The organism is Mitsuaria sp. RG (genome assembly GCF_028369275.1).
Classification (GTDB): Bacteria; Pseudomonadota; Gammaproteobacteria; order Pseudomonadales; family Pseudomonadaceae; genus Aquipseudomonas; species Aquipseudomonas peradeniyensis.
The window spans coordinates 97550-113340 of record NZ_JAQMYQ010000004.1 but is presented as its reverse complement, the minus strand read 5'-3'; the positions used below and the strand labels follow the sequence as shown (position 1 = coordinate 113340).

Sequence of the window (15791 nt, the reverse complement as noted above, 5' to 3'; positions counted from 1 at the left end):
TATTTCCTAAAAGAATATAAGCCAGCCTGACCGCGATTCGGTTCCGCCAACGGAAATGCTCGCCTGGGCCCTTGCCTCAAGGAGCATCTGCATGTCCCGACTTTCCCGTTGGCCCGCGCGCGCCTCGTTGTTCGTCCTACAACCCCTGGCTGCCGGGATGCTGCTGGGCGCCGCCGGCGGCAGCTTCGCCGACGAGCCCAGCCCCGCACCGGCCGTGGAGCAGGAAGCCAAGCTCGGCACCGTCACCGTCAATGCCCGGCGCCGTGAGGAGACCGCCCAGAGCGTGCCCACGCCGATCAGCGTGCTGGGCAGCGAAACCCTGGAGACCCAGCGCATCTACCGCGTGCAGGACCTGCAACAGCTGGTGCCGAGTACCAACGTCGCCTATGTCCACGCCCGACAGTCGAGCATTTCCATTCGCGGCCTGGGCAACAACCCGGCCAGTGATGGCCTGGAAGGCAGCGTCGGCGTGTACCTGGATAACGTCTACCTGGGGCGCCCGGGCATGGCGGTGTTCGACCTGCTCGATGTCGAGCAGCTGGAGGTGCTGCGCGGGCCGCAAGGCACACTGTTCGGCAAGAACACCACCGCCGGGGTGCTCAACATCACCACCCGCAAGCCGACCTTCCACCAGGAAGGCAGCGTGCAGTCGTCACTGGGCGAGGATGGCTACTGGCAGACCCAGGGCAGTTTCTCCGGCCCCCTGACCGACACCCTCGCCGGGCGCATCAGCGCCTACCACACCGAGGATGACGGCTATGTGAAGAACGTCTACAACGGCCACGACCTCAATGGCGGCAAGCGCCAGGGCTTTCGTACCCAGTTGCTGTTCAAGCCCAGCGAAACCTTCAACCTGCGCTGGATCGGCGAGTACAACGAAGAAGACTCCGATAATGGCATCCTCAGCCTGTACAGCACCGGCCCGACCATCAATGGCGTGAACCGTTATGAAAGCCTGGCTGCGCAGGCCGGCGCCACCCTGGTGTCGGGCAAGGACCGCAAGGTCAACTTCGACGCCGACCAGATGGTCAAGGTGTTCCAGGGCGGCACCTCGGTGGAAGCCAACTGGACCCTGCCCAACGACTTCACCCTCACCTCGATCAGCGCCTACCGCTGGTGGGACTTCACCCCGCGCAACGACGACGGCCTCAACGTGCCGGTGTTCTACAGTGCCGGGGTCTCGGTGCGGGACAAGCAGTACTCGCAAGAAATTCGGCTGGCCTCACCCACCGGCGGCTTCTTCGACTACGTACTGGGCGCGTACTACTTCAAGCAGGACCTGGACAATAAATCGTTCACTTACTACGGGCCGCAGGCCGACGTCTGGAACCTGACCCCGGCCGGCGCCCTGGCCAACGTGAACACCATCGGCAATGGCCATATCGATACCGACAGCTACGCGCTGTTCGCCCAGGGCACCTGGCACCTGACCGAGCGCCTGGACTTCACCGCCGGGGTGCGTGGCACCTACGAGGAGAAAAGCGCCTGGGTTACCCGCGATGCGCCGTCCGGTGGCGCGCCCGTCACCGGTGCGGCGGCCGCCGCCCGTCAGGGCCGGGTGGGCGCCTACGATTCAGGTGACCTCAACCAGTACAGCTTCGCCCCGTCCGGGCTGCTCAGCCTGAGCTACCGCTTCACTGATGACCTGTTGGGTTATGCCAGCCTGTCCCACGGCGAGAAGTCCGGGGGTGTCAACCTGACCGTCGGTGCCGCCCCACGCTTGGGCACCGATTCGCTGCTGGTGGGTACCGAGCGGGCCAACAATGCCGAACTCGGGCTCAAGAGCACCCTGTTCGACAACCGCCTGCAGCTGAACACCAACCTGTTCTGGACCGAAGTACACGGCTACCAGGCCAACGTCTACGACGAAGCCAACCGTGTGCAGTACCTGGCCAACGCCGGTAGCGTGCGTTCTCGCGGCCTGGAGTTCGAAGCCACAGCCCTGCCGATCCGAGGCCTGACGCTGAACTTCAACGGTTCATGGAACGACGTGCGCTACACCGACTACAAGGATGCGCCGTGCCCGCCCGAGGTGAGCCTGGCCAACCCTGCGGCCACCTGCGACCTGTCCGGTCACCAGGTGGTTGGTGCTTCCAAGTACATCGCCAACCTCAACGGCCAGTACAAGTGGCAGCTCGGCGAACGCATCGAGCCCTACGTCACCGCCAGCTACGCGTTCCGCTCCAAGGCCGTCGGCACCATCGATGACTCCGACTACGGCCAGATCCCCAGCTACGCCATCGTCAACCTGTCCACCGGCGTGCGCCTGGACCAGGGCGACGGCGTGCTCGACCTGTCGCTGTGGGTGAAGAACGCCGGCGACAAGACCTACTTCACCAGCCTGTGGAACTCCGCCAACGGCGGCTATGCCGGCGTGCTGGGCACTCCGCGCACCGTGGGCGCCACCGCCCGTTACGACTTCTGAGCACAAGGAGCTTTGCCATGAATGCCAAGACCCAACCGCACGACCTGCCCGAAGGCGCCTGCCTCACCGCCAAGGTACCCGACCGCGACCAAGCCCTGCTCGGCGACGTGGTGGTCAACCCGTACCGCCTGGCGCCGTTGACCGCGATCATCCGTGACGGCGGGCGCACCCTGAGCGCCGCTCATGTGCGGGTGCTGGGCCGCGGCGAGGGCGGTGTCGATATCGTCTACGACGTGTCCGACCGCTCGCTGTGGACCTACGGCGGCATCCCGGTGTTCGGCCTGTACCCCGACCACGTCAACCAGGTCGAGGTGAGCTACAAGCTCGATGGCGAACGCATCCGCGAGCGTTACGAAATCTACGCCCCGGCGGTGCGCCTGCCGGTGGTGGCGAAGCAGACCGCCGCGCTGCCCGAGGTGGAGCCGGTCAAGGTCGCGCCCGGTTTCGAGCAGCGCCTGTACCTGTTCAACCACCTGCTGGCCGAGATCCCCGGCGGGCGCGCCTTCAAGTGGAACGGCCTGGGCGGCGCCGCCGAGTGGGACTCGGTGGGCAACAACTGGATCGCCGACAGCAACGGTGACGTGCGCTGGTACCTGGACATCGAGCAGATCCATGATTCCAACCACCGCGACGGCCTGGGCGGCACCATGGGCTTCCACCAGACCCGCGACGGCAAGTTGATCTGGGGCCAAGGCCAGACCTACTCCAAATACGACCTGCTGGGGCGCAAGGTGTGGCAGCGCAACCTGCCGGACAAGTTCGCCGACTTCTCCCACGAGATCCGCGAGACGGTGAACGGCAGCTACCTGCTGCGGGTCGGCACCAGTGACTACCGTCGCCCGGACGGCAAGCGCGTGCGCTCGATCCGCGACCATATCATCGAGGTCAACGAGGCCGGCGACGTGCTGGACTTCTGGGACCTGAACCAGATCCTCGACCCGTACCGCGGCGAGCTGCTGGAAACCCTGGGCAAGGCCGCGATCCAGCTGCCGGACGGTGTGCAGAAACAGGACGACCGGCTGGCCAACGAATTGGCCGAAGGCGACCTGCCGTTCGGCGACACTCCCGGCGTCGGTACCGGGCGCAACTGGGCCCACGTCAATGCCATCGACTACGATGCCGATGACGACAGCATCATCGTTTCAGCACGGCACCAGGGCGTGGTGAAGATCGGCCGCGACAAGCAGGTGAAGTGGATTCTCGCCGCGCCGCAAGGCTGGCCGGCACGTTTGCAGGGCAAAGTTCTCAATCCGGTGGGCGAGGGTTTCGAATGGTCCTGGACCCAGCACACTGCCTGGCTGACCGGGCGCGGCACGCTGACCGTGTTCGACAACGGCTGGGGCCGCGACTTCGGGCCGACGAAACTGAGCGGAAACTACAGCCGGGCGGTGGAGTACCGCATCGACGAGGCCAAGGGCACGGTCGAGCAGGTGTGGCAGTACGGCAAGGAGCGCGGTGACGAGTGGTACAGCCCGATCACCTCGGTGGTGGCGTACCGGGCGGAGACTGATACCCAGTTCATCTACTCGGCTTCGGTGAATTTCCTGACGCCCGAGAAGCTGACGACCAGCGTGCTCAATGAAGTGCGTCGCGGCACCCAGGAGGTGGCGGTGGAGCTGAAAGTGCACAGTCGCCAGCCGGGCAGCGTGGGCTACCGGGCGCTGGTGATCGATCTCGACAAGGCGTTCTGATCCAATCCTTCCCCCGGCAGGTTATCGACTAACCTGTGCTGGCCTCTTCGCGGGTAAACCCGCTCCCACAGGTTCACCGCCGATCCTGTGGGAGCGGGTTTACCCGCGAATGGGCGACGCGAATTTCAGACAGGGTGTTTAACCATTCGTTCTTTTTTTCGAACAGCCTATTGTCCAACACCCCAACCCCCGCTTAGCATTCCGTTTGAGATTTCAAACGCTCGGCACCCAGGCGTCGAACACCCTGGTGCACGAATTTGTGACGGCCGCCCCCTTCTCGGGGGCGCCTTTTCAACAATCAATAATTCGCAGTAAAGGGAAGCCGACATGCAGCTCAAAGACGCTCAGTTGTTCCGCCAGCAGGCCTTCATCAACGGTGAATGGCTGGATGCGGACAGCGGTCAGACCATCAAGGTGACCAACCCGGCCACCGGTGACGTGATCGGTACCGTGCCGAAGATGGGCGCCGCCGAGACCCGCCGTGCCATCGAGGCCGCCGACAAGGCGCTGCCGGCCTGGCGCGCACTGACTGCCAAGGAGCGTGCTGGTAAGCTGCGTCGCTGGTTCGAGCTGATGATCGAGCACCAGGACGACCTGGCCCGCCTGATGACCACCGAGCAGGGCAAGCCACTGGCTGAAGCCAAGGGCGAGATCGCCTATGCCGCCTCGTTCATCGAGTGGTTCGCCGAGGAAGCCAAGCGCGTGTACGGCGACGTCATCCCTGGCCACCAGCCGGACAAGCGCCTGATCGTCATCAAGCAGCCGATCGGTGTCACCGCCGCCATCACCCCGTGGAACTTCCCGGCCGCGATGATCACCCGTAAAGCCGGCCCGGCCCTGGCCGCCGGTTGCACCATGGTGCTCAAGCCCGCTTCGCAGACCCCGTACTCCGCCCTGGCCCTGGTCGAGCTGGCTACCCGTGCCGGCATCCCGGCCGGTGTGCTGAGCGTGATCACCGGCAGCGCCGGCGAAGTCGGCTCCGAGCTGACCGGCAACTCCCTGGTGCGCAAGCTGTCCTTCACCGGCTCCACCGAAATCGGCCGCCAGCTGATGGAAGAATGCGCCAAGGACATCAAGAAGGTTTCCCTGGAGCTGGGCGGCAACGCTCCGTTCATCGTGTTCGACGACGCCGACCTGGACAAGGCGGTCGAAGGCGCGATCATCTCCAAGTACCGTAACAACGGCCAGACCTGCGTCTGTGCCAACCGCATCTACGTGCAGGACGGTGTCTACGACGCGTTTGCCGAGAAGCTGAAAGCCGCCGTGGCCAAGCTGAAGATCGGCAACGGCCTGGAAGAAGGCACCACCACTGGTCCGCTGATCGACGGCAAGGCTGTCGCCAAGGTCCAGGAGCACATCGAGGACGCCGTCGCCAAGGGCGCCAAGGTGCTGTCCGGTGGCAAGATCATCGAAGGCAACTTCTTCGAGCCGACCATCCTGGTCGACGTGCCGAAAACCGCCGCCGTCGCCAAGGAAGAGACCTTCGGCCCGCTGGCGCCGCTGTTCCGCTTCAAGGACGAGGCCGAAGTCATCGCCATGTCCAACGACACCGAATTCGGCCTGGCCTCGTACTTCTACGCCCGCGACATGAGCCGCGTGTTCCGCGTCGCCGAGGCCCTGGAATACGGCATGGTGGGTATCAACACCGGCCTGATCTCCAATGAAGTGGCGCCGTTCGGCGGCATCAAGGCTTCGGGCCTGGGCCGTGAAGGCTCCAAGTACGGTATCGAGGACTACCTCGAAATCAAATACCTGTGCATCAGCGTCTGATCGCCAGGTAAACGCTTTTACCTCTGCCAGCGGGGCGCGAGAGCGACGTCTCGCTGGCCTTTTTGACATAGCGGTACCTGGTGGCCAGGGCATGTGTGGCAGTCGATCAACGAATACTGTGCACGCCTGCATCCAGCCACCCCCGAATAAAAGCGCCGCAGAACCGGCGCAATTGAGGGCACTATGAGCAAGACCAACGAATCCCTGATGCAACGCCGTGTCGCCGCCGTCCCACGTGGCGTCGGCCAGATCCACCCGATCTTCGTCGATACCGCGAAGAACTCGACGGTGATCGACGTCGAAGGCCGCGAACTGATCGACTTCGCCGGCGGCATCGCGGTACTGAACACCGGCCACCTGCACCCGAAAGTGGTAGCCGCCGTGCAAGAGCAGCTGACCAAGGTCAGCCACACCTGCTTCCAGGTGCTGGCCTACGAGCCCTACGTCGAGCTGTGCGAGAAGATCAACAAGCTGGTCCCAGGCAACTTCGACAAGAAGACCCTGCTGGTCACCACCGGCTCCGAAGCCGTTGAAAACGCCGTGAAGATCGCCCGTGCCGCCACCGGCCGTGCCGGCGTGATCGCCTTCACCGGCGGCTACCACGGCCGCACCATGATGACCCTGGGCCTGACCGGCAAGGTTGTGCCGTACTCCGCTGGCATGGGCCTGATGCCAGGCGGCATCTTCCGCGCCCTGTTCCCGAGCGAACTGCACGGTATCAGCGTCGACGACGCCATCGCCTCGGTCGAGCGCATCTTCAAGAACGACGCCGAGCCGCGTGATATCGCCGCGATCATCCTCGAGCCGGTACAAGGCGAAGGCGGTTTCCTGCCAGCGCCGAAAGAGCTGATGCAGCGCCTGCGCGCGCTGTGCGACCAGCACGGCATCCTGCTGATCGCCGACGAAGTGCAGACCGGCGCCGGCCGTACCGGTACCTTCTTCGCCATGGAACAGATGGGCGTCGCGCCTGACCTGACCACCTTCGCCAAGTCGATCGCCGGCGGCTTCCCGCTGGCCGGTGTGTGCGGCAAGGCCGAGTACATGGACGCCATCGCCCCGGGCGGCCTGGGCGGCACCTATGCCGGTTCGCCGATCGCCTGCGCCGCGGCCCTGGCCGTGATCGAAGTGTTCGAGGAAGAGAAACTGCTGGACCGCAGCAAGGCTGTCGGCGAGCGCCTGACCGCCGGCCTGCGTGAAATCCAGAAGAAGCATTCGATCATCGGCGATGTCCGTGGTCTGGGCTCGATGATCGCCGTGGAAGTCTTCGAGAAAGGCACCCACACCCCGAACGCCGCCGCCGTTGCCCAGGTGGTCGCCAAGGCTCGCGACAAGGGCCTGATTCTGCTGTCTTGCGGCACCTACGGCAACGTCCTGCGGATCCTGGTTCCGCTGACCGCCGAAGACGCGCTGCTGGACAAAGGCCTGGCCATCATCGAAGAGTGCTTCGCCGAACTGGCCTGAAAAATGTGACACGCTTCAGAAAAAAACCCGCCTCGGCGGGTTTTTTTTGTGCCGTTGGCCGGCATCAGGCGCTAAGGTTGTACGAGGATTCCGTGGAAGCTGCGATGGATCGCGCGTCATAGCCTGGAGAATAGCCCATGAGCGCTGTCGACCCCGTCCCCCCCTGCGTGCTGATTGCCGAAGGCGATCCCTGGGTGCGTGACATGCTCAGCGAAATGCTGCTCAGCGTGCGCTGCGACGCCCGCCTGCAGGTCTGCGCCGATGGTTCCGAGGCGCTGAGCGCGTTGGCGGCCAAGCCTGACCTGATCATCGCCGCCCGCGAACTCTCAGGGTTCGACGGCCTCGATCTGCTGCGCAAGGTGCGCGCCAAGGGCGACAAGCCCGGCTTGCCGTTCATCCTGATGAGTGACCGCACCGATAGCGCCAGTGTGCGCGAGGCGCTGCCGTTGCACCCGACCGCCTACCTGAGCAAGCCACTCGACCTGGATAACCTGCGCAAGCGCCTGGAAAACCTGCTGCTGGCGGTGGGTGAGCAGATCGCCTGCCCGGTACCGCCGTTGCAGCCGGGCGCGCAACTGCCGGCCTACCTGGAACAGCGCCGGGCCAGCGCCGATGGCGGCCCGCTGTTCGCCGATGTGCAATTGGCGGTCAAGCGTGCCCTCAACCCTCACGGCCTCAACCTCAAGGTGCTTGAGGAAGAGGTGCGCAACGACCCGCAGATCACCGGCGTGCTCATTGCCGCCGCCAACAGTGCCGCCCTGCACCGCGAAGCGCCGGTACAGACCCTGCTGCAGGCGCTGAACAAGCTCGGCAGCACCCAGAGCATGAACCTCATCCTCGGCCTCACGCTCAAGCGCAGCGCCCGTTTGACCGACCCGCTGCTGGCGCGGCACGCCACCCATTACTGGAACCTGTCGCTGCACACCGCCGAGTACGGCCGCACCCTGGCGCGCATGCTCGAGGTGGACGAAGCACGCTGTTACTGTGCGGGGCTGCTGCACTGCCTGGGTGACCTGGCGGTGCTGCGCACCTTGCAGGAGTGGCGCCTGGCCGGTGGCGAGCTGGACGAGGACCAGGTGGAGCTGTCGCTCAACGAATTCGGCGCGCCGTTCGGCTCGGCGCTGCGCACCCGCTGGCGCCTGCCGCTGGACCTGCGCGAGCTGATCGCCGCGGTGTACCAGCTGGGCGGCGGCGTCTACTCCCGGGAGATCCTGGCGATGAACCTGGCCGGGCAGCTGTCGCGGCTCAAGCCCAGCGAAGGGCTGGAGAAGGTCGCCAGCAGCAAGACGGCGCGCTTGCTCAAGCTTGGGTTGCCGGAGCTGTCGCGGCTGCGCAAGGTGGACCCTGAGGCGCTGGCGCGGGAGGAGGCCGAGCGTCAGGAAGCACAGGCTGCCGAAAGCGAATTGGAGGTCGTGCCAATGGCGAGCGCAGCTGAAGGCGCTGGAGAGGAAAAACAGATTTGAGAGGGCAAAAAACCCAGCATGGGCTGGGTTTTTGCAGGTCCCTCAAGGGGGATAAGACGCAGAGTGCCTCTAAGGGCTACGCGACTCACGATAGGTAAAACGGTGGAATCTGTCAATTTTTGAGCAGACTTCCAGCGTTTATGACTTTCACCATGGCGCGCTGAATCCGCTCGATTAACTCACGGTCCAGAACCTGATCCAGGTACCCTCGGTTCAGGGCGCGCGGTTTGAACAGGCGCTCACGACTTACCTGTGCGACCAGATCCGCTTTGGCCCAGCGCTCTTGCTGCTTGAAGTATGGAAGGTCTTGAATCAGGTCGGCAGGAAGGTGGACATGCCAACCTCGACCAGCCTTGTGCATATCTTTCGTGGTGGACAGTGGCACGACAATGCAGGCGTTCGAATTGATCTTGCTGTTGATCACCACGACAAGGCGGTGCTTGACCATCTCCGGTCGCAATCGGAAGTCAAAGCGGCTTGAGCAGGTACCGCCCTGCTCGAGACGATAATCACCGAAGTTGCATTCCAGCAACTGCCCGATTCTAGGCTCGAATCTGATTGCCATACACCACCCTGGTACAGTTCCAGGGGTTCAGGATGACATCCTCAGATTCTAGAAACGTGGCCGCACAGGCAAAAGAGAAAGTTCGTACCTGGGTCCTGCGCGGTAGAAGAGAGCCTCTGTCAGGCTATTCACCGTTCGGCAGGTAAGAGGATCATCCGCGGACAATCTGGTTTTTGCCCTGACGCTTGGCTCTGTACATCGCCGCATCGGCCCGGGCGAACAGGCTGTCGAGGGTGTCGTCTTCGTCGGTCAGCCCGGTCAGCCCCTGGCTAACCGTCACACCGTAGGTCTGCTGCCCATGGCTGAAGCTCAACCGCTGGATTTCCCGCTGCAGACGCTCGGCAATCTGCTCGGCCACCTGCGCGGTGCAGCCGGGGAACACGGCGGCAAACTCCTCGCCACCGATTCGCCCGAACTGATCGCCACGGCGCAGCACGGCCTTGCCGCTGTCGGCGATGCGCTGTAGTACCTGGTCGCCTTCCTGGTGGCCGTAGGTGTCGTTGATGTGCTTGAAATCGTCGATGTCCAGCAGCAGGAAAGCCATCGGCGTGCCGTCCTCGCGGGCGCTGTCGAAGGCCTGCTGGGCGCATTCGAAGAAGTGCCGACGGTTGCTGCTCTGGGTGAGCACATCGGTGGTGGCCAGGCGTTGCAGCTCGCCTTCGAGCTGTTTCTTCTCGGTGATGTCCTCGGCGATGCCGACGATGATCACCCGCTGGTCGCCCTCGCGCTGCTGGTTGATGTAGCACTTGTCGCTGAGCCAGCGCACCTCGCCGGCGGCATTGAGGATGCGGTACTCGCGGTCCTCGACGGTGCCCTTGACCAGCACCTGGGCCAGGCTGCGCTCGGCGTACTCCAGGTCGTCCGGGTAGATGGCGTCGCGCCATTCGTTGTAGTCGGCCAGTACCAGGCTGGCCGGGCGGCCGAAGATGCGCTCGTAGGCGGGGCTGACGTAGAGCACCTGGCGGGTTTCCCAGTCGAAGGCCCAGAGCACGGCGTTGACGCTGTCGAGCAGCGAGCTGTACAGCTGCTCGCGTTCGCTCAGGCGGGCCACTTCACCTTGGGCATGGAGCAAGGCCAGCAGGGTCTGGGCGGCTTCTGGGCGGGGAGTGCCGGCAGGTGTAGGTGGGAGGTCTTTGGCCATGAGCACGGAACGTTTCTCGACGATGGGCGTGCGGCCACGGTCCGGCCCGCCACGCGGGCGATATGCCGGGTTTGAGTCGGTTTTCGGGGGGGAAGTTCCGGCCGGCACGCCCCGTTGCGGGGCATGCCGATCAACGGTGCTCAGGCGCCGTTGGGGCGCAGCGAGTAAGTCTTGAGCTGGGCGGCGAAGTCACGCAGCGAGTGGATGCCACTGGCCTCGGCCTCGTGCACCCAATCCTTCATTGCGGCGAGCATGTCGTGGCCGTTGGCGCTGGTGCGCGCCCAGATCTGCTGCAGCGCCAGGCGCTTTTCGTAGATGGTCTTGAGTGCCTGGCTGTGGGCCAGCATCGACTCGATGCGCACGTGGTGGCGGTCCTGCAGCAGGCTGGTCTCCCGCGAGAGCAGGCGCTTGGCGCGGCGGAAACGGTGGCGCACCGAGGCGTCGACCTTGTCCAGCTCCTGCTTGACCAGCGGGCCGATCACCAGCTTGCGGTACTGGGCCATGATCTGGAAGCGGTTGTTGAGGATCGCCATGGCGGTGTCCATGTCCAGCGACGCCTTGCCCTCCACGCGATGGGCGATGGGCGCGACGCGCTGCACCTTGGCCAGGCGCAGCAGGCTCAGCAGGCGGATCCACATCCAGCCCATGTCGAATTCCCAGCGGCGCACCGAGAGCTTTGCCGAGTTGGGGTAGGTGTGGTGGTTGTTGTGCAGCTCCTCGCCGCCGATGATGATGCCCCACGGCACCAGGTTGGTGGCGGCGTCGCGGCACTCGAAGTTGCGGTAGCCCACGGCATGGCCCAGACCGTTGACCACGCCGGCGGCCCAGAACGGAATCCACATCATCTGGATCGCCCAGATGGTGATGCCGATGGTGCCGAACAGCAGCAGGTCGATCACCGCCATCAGGGCGATGCCGCCGAGCTTGTAGCGGCTGTAGAGGTTGCGCTCGATCCAGTCGTCCGGGCAGTTCTTGCCGTAGATGCGCAGCGTTTCCTCGTTGCGCGCCTCTTCACGGTACAGCTCGGCGCCCTTGCGCAGCACGGTGCCCAGGCCCTTGTGCACCGGGCTGTGCGGGTCGTCCGGGGTTTCGCACTTGGCGTGGTGCTTGCGGTGGATGGCGGTCCACTCGCGGGTGTTCTGCGCGGTGGTGAGCCACAGCCAGAAACGGAAGAAATGCTTGAGCCCCGCGTTCAGCTCCAGGGCGCGGTGCGCCGAGTAGCGGTGCAGGTAGATGGTGACGCTGACGATGGTCAAATGGGTCATCAGCAGGGTGACGGCGACCAGTTGCCAGGCCGACAAGTCGAGTAGACCGTAGTACCACATAACGGGAAAGACCCTCGAAAACTCAGGGGGAACAGCGCTCGCATTATCCCCGGGTGGGTAAATAAAACCAGTCGCTCTTTTAGATAGGAGGTCACAGGGTGTTTCAGCCCTTATAATGCCCCTTCCTTTTTCATGGGCTCATCCACCCGACATGTCTGTTTCCGTTCGCGACGCCTTGCGCATGGCCGGGCTCTACGTGGTGTTCTCGATCCTCTGGCTGGCAGCGTCCGAGGGGGTTCTGCACAGCATGACCGAGGACCCGCTGGCACTGACCGTGGGGCGTCAGATCAACGTCGTGGTGTGGGTGCTGCTCAGCGCCCTGCTGATCTTCGTCTCGCGCGCCCGGCTGCTGAACTTCATCGGCATCGGCGCGCGCCTGCGCAGTGAAGACCGCGAGCGCCTGCGCATGGCCGCGGCGGTGTTCGACAGCACCCTGGAGGGTGTGCTGGTGACCGACCGCAATGGCCTGATCGTGCATGTCAATCGCGCATTCATGCGCATCACCGGCTATCAGCTGGAAGAGGTCATCGGCCAACGCCCGAGCAAGTTCAAGTCCGGCCGCCATGGCGCGCCGTTCTACCAGCAGATCTATGCCGCCCTGGCCGAGAAGGGCGAGTGGAGCGGAGAAATCTGGAACCGCCGCAAGAGTGGCGAGATCTACCCGCAGTGGCAGACGATCTGCGCCATTCGCGATGACAGTGGCGCGCTCAGCCATTACGTCGCGGTCTTCAGCGACATCAGCGCGATCAAGCACACCGAGGAAGAGCTGGCCTATCTCGTCCATCACGACCCGCTGACCGGCCTGCCCAACCGCCTGCTGTTCAACGACCGCGCCATGCAGGCGATGGCCGCGGCCCAGGCCAACAAGCGCGGCTGCGCCCTGCTGCTTCTGGACCTCGACCATTTCCAGAGCATCAATGACGGCCTCGGCCACACCATCGGCGACCAACTGCTCAAGCTGGTCGGCGAGCGTCTGCGCGAGGTGCTGGGCAGTGGCGTGACCCTGGCCCGGCTGGGCGGCGACGAGTTCGGCGTGCTGGCCGAGAACTGCCAGCAGGTCGGCCAGGCCGGCAAGCTGGCGCAATCGATCATCGAGCGTTTGAAGGAACCGTTCTGCTTCGAAGGCAACCGCCTGTTCATCAGTGTCAGCATCGGCATCAGCCTGTTCCCCAGCGATGCACTGAGCGCCGAGCAGTTGCTGCGCAACGCCGACTCGGCGCTGTTCAAGGCCAAGAGCAACGGCCGCGCCTGTTACGCGCTGTACACCGAGGAGCTCACCGCCCATGCCCAGCAGCGGGTCGAGACCGCCGGCGAGTTGCGCCGTGCCCTGGAGCAGCAGGAGTTGCGGGTGTTCTTCCAGCCGGTACACGACCTGTTCACCGCTCGGATGATCGGCGTCGAGGCGCTGGTGCGTTGGCAGCATCCCCAGCGGGGCCTGGTCCCGCCCGGGGAATTCATCCCCATCGCCGAGCGCACTGGGCTGATCGCCGAGATCGACGCCTGGGTCCTGCACCAGGCCTGCCGGCAGATGGTGCAATGGCAGACCGAGGGGCGACAGCTGGCGTTCGTCGCGGTGAACATCTCCAGCCGCCTGTTCAGCCAGCGTGACCTGTACCGGCAGGTGGCCGATGCATTGCACGACACCGGGCTGGATCCTGCGCTGCTCGAACTCGAAGTGACCGAGAGCGCGGTGATGGAAGACCCTGAAGTCGCTCTGGAGCAGTTGCACCGCCTGCGCGAACTGGGCGTGACATTGGCCATCGATGACTTCGGCACGGGCTATTCGTCATTGCTGCGGCTTAAGCGGATGCCCGTGCAGAAGCTCAAGATCGACCAGGGCTTCGTCGCGGGCCTGCCCCATGACGAGGACGATATCGCCATCGTGCGGGTGATCATCGCCCTGGCCCGGAGCATGGGCATGCAGGTGCACGCCGAAGGGGTCGAGCAGGCGGAGCAGGCGCGGTTCCTGCTGGAACAGCAATGCCAGCTGGGGCAGGGCTACTGGTTCGGGCGGCCGGTGCCGGCGGCGGAGCTGCACTGGGGCTAAGCCTTGTGCATACCGTTGTAGGAGCGGCCTTGTGCCGCGAAAGGGCTGCGAGGCGGCCCCAGGATTTCAGCGTTGATACAAAAATTGCCGGGGCCGCTTTGCGGCCCTTTCCGGCCGGTCCGACGCCTCGGCAAGGCCGCTCCTACACCCGAAATACATCAACGCTTGTTCAAACCTTTGGCCAAACGGTCCCCGCCCAGCTGGATCACCGCCACCAATGCCACCAGCATCACGATCACGGTCAGCATGATCTGGCTGTCGAAGCGCTGGTATCCATACCGGTAGGCTATATCCCCCAGGCCTCCGGCGCCGATCGCGCCGGCCATGGCCGACGAGTTGATCAGTGTCACCAGGGTGATGGTGAAGCCGCCGACGATGCCCGGCAGGGCCTCGGGCAACAACACGTGCCAGACGATGTGCCAGCGCCGGCAGCCCATGGCCTGGGCGGCTTCGATCAAACCATGGTCGACCTCGCGCAGGCTGACTTCGGCGATCCGCGCGAAGAACGGCGTGGCGGCGATGGTCAGCGGCACCACGGCCGCCCACACGCCATAGGTGGTGCCGACCACCAGGCGGGTGAAGGGGATCAGCGCGACCATCAGGATCAGGAACGGGATCGAGCGGAACAGGTTGACGATGGCGCCCAGCACCCGGTTCAGCGCCGGGGCCTCGAAGATCCCGCCCTTGTCGCTGGTGACCAGCAGCACCGCCATCGGCACCCCGACGAGCAGTGCGACCAGCGAGGACACGCCGACCATCAGCAGGGTGTCGAGCAGGCCTTGCAGCAGGCGATCAATCCACATGGCCGAGTACCTCCACATCCGCGGCCCAGCGACGGGCGCGTTCGAGCAATTGGTGAGTGTCCAGCGGCGAGCCGCGCACGGACAGGATCAACTGCCCCAGGGCATGCTCGCCGATGGTCTCGACGCCGCCCTGGAGCAGCCGCACGCGCCCGCCCAGGTCGTTGAACAGGGCGCTCAGCTCCGGCTCGCCGACCAGGTCGAGCTTGAGCACCACGGCCGCGTCGCGGCTGACCGGCTGGGCGCGCAGGCTGGCCTGCAAGGCTGCCGGCAGCTTGGTCTGCAGCGGTGCGAGCAGGGTGCGGGTGACGTCGTGGCGCGGCGTACCGAATACCTGCCAGACCTCGCCCTGCTCGACGATCTCGCCACGTTCGAGCACCACCACACGCTGGCAAATGTCGCGGATCACCGCCATCTCATGGGTGATCAGCACCACGGTCAGGCCCAGGCGCCGGTTGATGTCGCGCAGCAGTTCGAGGATCGAGGCAGTGGTTTCCGGGTCCAGCGCCGAGGTGGCCTCGTCGCACAGCAGGATCTCGGGGTCATGCACCAGCGCCCGGGCGATGCCGACGCGCTGTTTCTGCCCACCGGACAGCTGCGCCGGGTAGACGTGATGTTTTTCCGCCAGGCCAACCAGCTCCAGCAGCTCGCGCACTTTGCGCTGGCGCTCGGCCTTGGCCACGCCGGCCACCTTCAGCGGCAGCTCGACGTTCTGCCACACGGTCTTGGCCGACATCAGGTTGAAGTGCTGGAAGATCATGCCGATGCGCCGGCGCAAGGCCACCAGGCGGTCCTCGTCGAACGGCGCGATATCCACCTGGTCGATCAGCACCCGGCCCTGGCTGGGTTGCTCCAGGCGGTTGATGGTGCGCAGCAGCGAGGACTTGCCGGCGCCGCTGCGGCCGATGATGCCGAAGATCTCGCCCCGGCGGATGTTCAGGTCGATGCCTTGCAGTGCCGGCTGGCCCTGGCCCGGATAAGTCTTTCCCAGGCCGAGGAAACGTATGTGCGCCTGGTTCACCTCCGGGCGCAGGGCCGTTTCCTCGGCCTTGAGCGGTTCGGCGGGCGGGATGGGCGCCCTGAGGGCGCTGGCCTGGGCCATG

General features: G+C 64.9%; 11 protein-coding genes. 6 read left to right on the top strand and 5 right to left on the bottom strand.

Going from position 1 to position 15791, the window contains the following annotated elements; translation table 11 throughout:
• Window positions 1-91 precede the first annotated feature (91 nt).
• From POF53_RS03950 to POF53_RS03930, 5 genes are all read left to right on the top strand, one after another.
• A complete protein-coding gene (locus POF53_RS03950) occupies window positions 92-2425 on the top strand; it encodes a TonB-dependent receptor (protein WP_498966471.1) in 2334 nt (777 codons plus the stop codon).
• 17 nt (window positions 2426-2442) lie between these two features.
• Complete coding sequence (locus tag POF53_RS03945) at window positions 2443-4116, top strand: aryl-sulfate sulfotransferase (RefSeq protein WP_498966469.1); 1674 nt, start codon at window positions 2443-2445, stop codon at window positions 4114-4116.
• Window positions 4117-4443: 327 nt separating this feature from the next.
• Window positions 4444-5886: an NADP-dependent succinate-semialdehyde dehydrogenase gene (gabD, locus tag POF53_RS03940; protein WP_498966467.1), complete on the top strand. Its 1443-nt coding sequence runs from the start codon at window positions 4444-4446 to the stop codon at window positions 5884-5886.
• Window positions 5887-6069: 183 nt separating this feature from the next.
• Window positions 6070-7347 (top strand): 4-aminobutyrate--2-oxoglutarate transaminase, encoded by a 1278-nt coding sequence (gabT, locus tag POF53_RS03935; RefSeq protein WP_203648896.1) that lies wholly within the window; start codon window positions 6070-6072, stop codon window positions 7345-7347.
• A 137-nt stretch (window positions 7348-7484) separates the two neighbouring features.
• Window positions 7485-8810 (top strand): HDOD domain-containing protein, encoded by a 1326-nt coding sequence (locus tag POF53_RS03930; RefSeq protein ID WP_498966464.1) that lies wholly within the window; start codon window positions 7485-7487, stop codon window positions 8808-8810.
• A gap of 112 nt (window positions 8811-8922) precedes the next feature.
• Here the strand turns inward: POF53_RS03930 and POF53_RS03925 are convergent, their stop codons facing one another.
• The 3 genes from POF53_RS03925 to desA form a co-directional block, all read right to left on the bottom strand.
• On the bottom strand, window positions 8923-9375 hold the full coding sequence (locus POF53_RS03925; protein ID WP_232854813.1) for a type II toxin-antitoxin system PemK/MazF family toxin: 453 nt from the start codon (window positions 9373-9375) through the stop codon (window positions 8923-8925).
• A gap of 151 nt (window positions 9376-9526) precedes the next feature.
• Entirely contained in the window at window positions 9527-10516 is a 990-nt protein-coding gene (locus POF53_RS03920) for a GGDEF domain-containing protein (protein WP_198743396.1), read from the bottom strand.
• A gap of 140 nt (window positions 10517-10656) precedes the next feature.
• A complete protein-coding gene (gene desA, locus POF53_RS03915) occupies window positions 10657-11841 on the bottom strand; it encodes a delta-9 fatty acid desaturase DesA (RefSeq protein WP_498966461.1) in 1185 nt (394 codons plus the stop codon).
• Between the two features lie 151 nt (window positions 11842-11992).
• Between desA and dibA the strand changes: the two genes are divergently transcribed.
• Window positions 11993-13888 carry a phosphodiesterase DibA gene (gene dibA, locus POF53_RS03910; protein ID WP_232854815.1) on the top strand — a complete coding sequence of 632 codons (1896 nt, stop codon included), beginning with the start codon at window positions 11993-11995 and terminating at the stop codon, window positions 13886-13888.
• Between the two features lie 158 nt (window positions 13889-14046).
• Here the strand turns inward: dibA and POF53_RS03905 are convergent, their stop codons facing one another.
• Window positions 14047-14691 carry a methionine ABC transporter permease gene (locus POF53_RS03905; protein WP_125466000.1) on the bottom strand — a complete coding sequence of 215 codons (645 nt, stop codon included), beginning with the start codon at window positions 14689-14691 and terminating at the stop codon, window positions 14047-14049.
• On the bottom strand, window positions 14681-15790 hold the full coding sequence (locus POF53_RS03900; protein ID WP_498966458.1) for a methionine ABC transporter ATP-binding protein: 1110 nt from the start codon (window positions 15788-15790) through the stop codon (window positions 14681-14683). The genes POF53_RS03905 and POF53_RS03900 overlap by 11 nt, the downstream gene beginning before the upstream one ends.
• Between the last annotated feature and the right edge of the window lies 1 nt (window position 15791).